Source organism: Streptomyces phytophilus (genome assembly GCF_013870535.1).
Classification (GTDB): domain Bacteria; phylum Actinomycetota; class Actinomycetes; order Streptomycetales; family Streptomycetaceae; genus Streptomyces; species Streptomyces phytophilus.
Map to the genome: position 1 here is coordinate 1 of NZ_JACBXC010000437.1, position 4554 is coordinate 4554.

Genomic DNA, 4554 nt, shown 5'->3' on the forward strand with positions numbered 1-4554 from the left:
AGAGGCAGGGCCGGGAGCAGCATGCGGCGCACCGAGCGCGCCCTGTCGCCTCTTCGCACGCTCACTCCTCGATCAGGCGGGCGACGTCCTCACCGGCCGTCCTCATCGCGTCCTTCGCCGAGGAGTCGCCGACCAGCACCGCCTGCACCTGCTCGGCCACCGCCTCCTCGATCTGCGCGTTGTTCGCGTACGTCCAGAACGGCCCGGGCGTCGCCGTCGCGGTGATCTTCTCCGTCCAGTCGGTGGTGAACCTGTCCGACGCCACCTCCGGGGCCGTGAGCCCCTCCGCCGTCGTCGGCGGCAGCGCCAGCTTCCCGAAGTAGTCCACGACCGTGGCCCGGTCGGAGGTGGTGTGCACGGCGAAGTCCGTCGCCGCCGACGACCCCTCGCCCTTCGTCACCACGATGACGTGCCCCCACAGCAGCGCCTGCGGGTCGTCGCCCTTCTTCAGCACCGGCCGCGGCACCGCCACCATCGCCTCCGCCAGCGACTCGTCCGCCGCCTCCGCGAGCGTCGCGCCCTTGCCGACCAGCGCGTCGTCGTAGAAGCCCACCTTCCCCTGCGCGAACAGCGCGCGGGCGTCGAACCGGTCCACCGCCTTGGCGATCAGCTTCTCGTCGTAGAGCTTCTTGAACCACTCCACGGCGTCCACCGACGCGTCGTCGCCGATCGCCACCGCGCCGTCCTCGACGACCGGGCAGCCGAAGGTCTGCATCCACGGGAAGATGTCCTTGAGCTGCTCCACCTTCGTCGCCGCCGCGTACGGCGTCACCCCGCCGCCCAGGTCCTTCAGCGCGCGCAGCGCGTCCTCGAATTCGGCGACCGTGCCCGGCAGCCGGCGTATCCCCGCCTCGTCCAGCAGCCGCTGGTTGCCGATCAGCCCGATGGAGCCCGTCGTCCACGGCAGCCCGTACTGCACCCCCTCGTACTGCCCGCTTGCCAGCGCCACGTCCGTGTAGCCCGCCCCGGCCGCCGCGTCCCCCAGGTCCAGCAGCGAACCCATCTGCGCCACCGCCGCCAGCCATGCGATGTCCAACTGCACCGCGCCGCTGATCTCCCCGCCGCTCAGCTTCAGTGTCAGCTGCTTCAGATACTCGTTGTACGGATACTCCGTCGTGGACACCTCCACCTTCCCGGCCTTCTCCCAGTCCGAGATGATCCCCTCCACGACCGGCTTGCTCGCCTCCTCGTTCAGCGACCAGGAGGTGAAGCCGAACTTCTTCGCGTCGGCGTCGCCGCCGTCGCCGGAGCCGCCCCCGGAGGGGGCGCAGGCGGCCAGGGCACCGGGGACGGCGAGCCCCAGGGTGCCCAGGCCCAGCAGTCTGAGGGTGTCGCGGCGGGGTAGTGCGTGGCGGGACATGCCGACTCCTTCGAGGTTGGGAAGCGTGGCGGGGTACGGGACCGGGCGCGGCGGCGCCGGTCAGCTCTTGACGGCTCCGGCGGTCAGCCCTCCGACGAGGTACCGCTGCAGGAACATGAACGCGACGACCACCGGCACCGAGACGATCAGCGACGCCGCCATCAGCGCCGGCCAGGCCGTCTGGAACTCGCCGATGTACGTGTTCACCAGGCCCGGCGGCAGCGTCATCGTGTCGTCGCCGGAGAGCGTCAGCGCGAAGATGAAGTCGTTCCAGCCGCGGACGAACGCGAACAGCCCGGCCGCGATCATCCCGGGCGCCGCCAGCGGCGCGACGATGCTGTGCAGGGTGCGCCACCGGGACGCGCCGTCGATGGCCGCGGCCTCCAGCAGCGCGTCGGGGACCGTGTCGAAGATGCCCTTCAGCATCCACACGCACAGCGGCATGGTGAACGTGGTGAAGGACAGGATCAGCGCCGTGTACGTGCCGAGCAGGTCGAACTGGCGGAACACCGCGTACAGCGTGATCAGCAGCAGCGCCTGCGGGAACATCTGCGAGGCGAGCACGAAGTTCATCAGCGACTTGCGACCGCGGTAGCGGAACTTGGAGAACGAGTAGCCCATGTACGTCGAGACCACGACGCTCAGCAGCGCGGTGACACCGGCGACGATCACGCTGTTGACCATGTAGTCGAAGAGCTTGTCGTTCTCCGCGAAGGCCCGGAAGTGCGCGAACGTGATCTCGGTCGGGAAGAACCGCGGCGGGAAGCGGAACGCCTGCCCCGGTGGGCTGAGCGCGGTGACCAGCATCCAGTACATCGGCAGCAGGCCGAAGAGACCGATGACGCCGACCGCGGCCCACGCGGCGACGGACGAGCGGACCTGGTCGGGGCGTCGGCGGGGTCTGCGGGAGGCCGGGCGGCTCCCGGCGGGCTTGCCGGCGCCGGCGGGCGCGGCCTCGGGGGAGGCGCCGCCGGGGGCGGTGAACCGGGCGGTGGTCACGAGTGCTTGTCCTCCCGCTCGGAGGTCCTGAGGTACACGCCGACGAGCACCAGGAGCAGCAGCATCCACAGCCCGCCGAGCGCGGCCGCGCGGCCGAGGTCGAAGCCCTTGAAGGCGTCCTGGTACACGGCGACCGCGAAGGTCTCCGTGGCACCGGCGGGGCCGCCGCCGGTGAGGACGTAGATGGTGTCGAAGTGCTGGAAGTTCCAGATGAACTCCAGCAGGATCACGATCGCCGCGACGCCCCGCACACCCGGCCAGGTGACGGCGCGGAACCGGCGCACGGCGCCCGCCCCGTCCACGGCCGCGGCCTCGTGCAGCTCGCGCGGCACGGTCTGCAGGCCGGCGAGCATCATGACCATCATCCACGGGAAGCTCGCCCAGGTCTTGGTGACGATCACCGCGACCATCGCCGTCGTCGGCTCGCCGAGCCACGAGACGCTCTCCTCGATGACGCCCAGCTCCAGCAACGCCCCGTTGAGGACCCCGTAGTTCGCATTGAAGATCCACATCCAGAGGAAGGACACCACGACGCCGGGGATCACCCAGGGGAAGAGGAACAGGCCGCGCAGGAACCCGCTGCCCCGCAGCCCGGTGTTCAGCGCCAGCGCGAGCGCGAACCCGACGGCGAACGGCGCCGCGGTGGCGCCGACGGTGAACACGAGCGTGTTCTCCAGCACCGGCCAGAAGTCGCGGTCGAGCACGTCGGCGTAGTTGTCCAGGCCGACGAACGTACGCCCCGGCAGCCGCAGGTCCTGGTCGAAGAAGCCGGTGACGAGGGAAGCGACGAGCGGGTAGAACACGATCGCCGCGAAGAGCGCCAGGCCCGGCACGGTGAGGAGGAAGGCGAACGCGCCGTTCGAAAGCCGCTGCCCCTCGTGCTTCGACGGTCTGCGGGCGGGGGCCGGCGTGGGGGAGGCGGCGGGCGGTGCCGGGGCCGCCTGCTTCGGGGAGGCGGACGCGGGCGTCACGGTCGGCTCCTCTCGGGCGCGCGCGGGTGGCGCTGCCGGCCCGGGCCCTGGCCGTTGCCGTCCCCGCGCCCGTTCCCTTCCTCCCGGCCGTCCCCGTCCCCGTCTCTGTCCCCGTCCCTGTCCCTGTCTCCGTGGCCGTCTCCGTGGCCGGTCTGGGCGGGCGGTGCGGCGCGCGGGCCGACGTAACCGAGGCCGACGCTCACCGAGTCGGCGGCCTCCACGGCGGCGCGGGACAGCTCCTCCTCGCGCCGGTCGAGCGCGACGGTGGACAGCGGCCCGGAGATGGAGATGGCGGCGACGATGTCGCCGGAGCGGCCCCGGATCGGCGCGGCCACGCAGGAGCGGCCGTGCGCCAGCTCCTCGACCTCGGTGGCGTAGCCGCGGCGGGCGACGGCCTCCAACTCGGCGTCGAGCGCGGCGTGCGAGGTGAGGGTGGCCTGCGTGAAGGCCGTCAGCCCGGCCTCGGGCAGCAGGCCGCGGCGGCGCCGCGGAGCCAGGCCCAGCAGCAGGCACTTGCCGAGGCCGGTGGCGTGCAGCGGCTTGCGCTGGCCGGTGAGCACGGTGGACCTCGGGGCCAGCCTGCCTTCGAAGTTGAGCAGGTAGAACAGCGCGGCGCCGTGCCGGATGGCGACGTTGGCGCCGAGACCGAGGCGGGCGGCCAGCTCCTGGGCGAGCTGGCGTGCCTCGCGGTGGACGGGGTGGTGGTTGACGGCGACGCCGCCGAGGGTGATGGGGGCCGTGCCGAGGCGGTACAGCCCGCTGACGGCGTCACGTTCGACGTAGTCGAGCGACTCCAGCGTGGCCAGCAGCCGGGAGGTGGTCGAGGTGCCGAGGCCGGTGATGCGTACGACGTCCGAGACCCGCAGCTCCGGGTGGCCGTTCTGGAAGACCGCGAGCACGGCCACCGCGCGCTCCACGCTCTGGTTGTTGCCCTGATCCGATGCCATCCGCGACTCCAGTGAATCTCGTTTGCAACATGCGGGATCGTTGCCCACATATTGCGACGGCGTCAACCCTTGTGACCGGGCTTCCGCGGCAACGGCGTGGATCCGGCGCGGAGACGGCGCCCGGTTTTCTCGTGCAGCAGGGGTTGACGACCGTGCAGCATGTGGACACCCTTCCTGCATTACGGATGCCATTTGCAATGTGGGGAGCGTGTCATCGATGCCCAGCCGCCGGAACTTCGTGAAGGCCGCGGGAGTCACCGCCGTCGCAACGTCGGCC

General features: G+C 71.4%; 4 protein-coding genes. All 4 read right to left on the reverse strand.

Annotated elements, in window-relative coordinates; genetic code table 11:
- Positions 1-61 precede the first annotated feature (61 nt).
- The 4 genes from H5J30_RS18650 to H5J30_RS18665 are packed head-to-tail and all read right to left on the reverse strand — an operon-like array spanning position 62 to position 4277.
- Positions 62-1360, reverse strand: coding sequence for an extracellular solute-binding protein (locus tag H5J30_RS18650; RefSeq protein WP_181788551.1), 1299 nt, complete (start codon positions 1358-1360; stop codon positions 62-64).
- Positions 1361-1420: 60 nt separating this feature from the next.
- Positions 1421-2359 (reverse strand): carbohydrate ABC transporter permease, encoded by a 939-nt coding sequence (locus H5J30_RS18655; protein ID WP_181788552.1) that lies wholly within the window; start codon positions 2357-2359, stop codon positions 1421-1423.
- A complete protein-coding gene (locus H5J30_RS18660) occupies positions 2356-3330 on the reverse strand; it encodes a carbohydrate ABC transporter permease (RefSeq protein WP_181788553.1) in 975 nt (324 codons plus the stop codon). Before H5J30_RS18660 ends, H5J30_RS18655 begins: the two co-directional genes overlap by 4 nt.
- Positions 3327-4277, reverse strand: a complete 951-nt coding sequence (locus H5J30_RS18665; RefSeq protein ID WP_181788554.1) for an IclR family transcriptional regulator — start codon at positions 4275-4277, stop codon at positions 3327-3329. Before H5J30_RS18665 ends, H5J30_RS18660 begins: the two co-directional genes overlap by 4 nt.
- Between the last annotated feature and the right edge of the window lie 277 nt (positions 4278-4554).

Bases quoted from the DNA above. Each gene is read 5' to 3' on its own strand.
- H5J30_RS18650 (WP_181788551.1), bottom strand. From the start codon at position 1,360: ATGTCCCGCCACGCACTACCCCGCCGCGACACCCTCAGACTGCTGGGC.
- H5J30_RS18665 (WP_181788554.1), bottom strand. From the start codon at position 4,277: ATGGCATCGGATCAGGGCAACAACCAGAGCGTGGAGCGCGCGGTGGCC.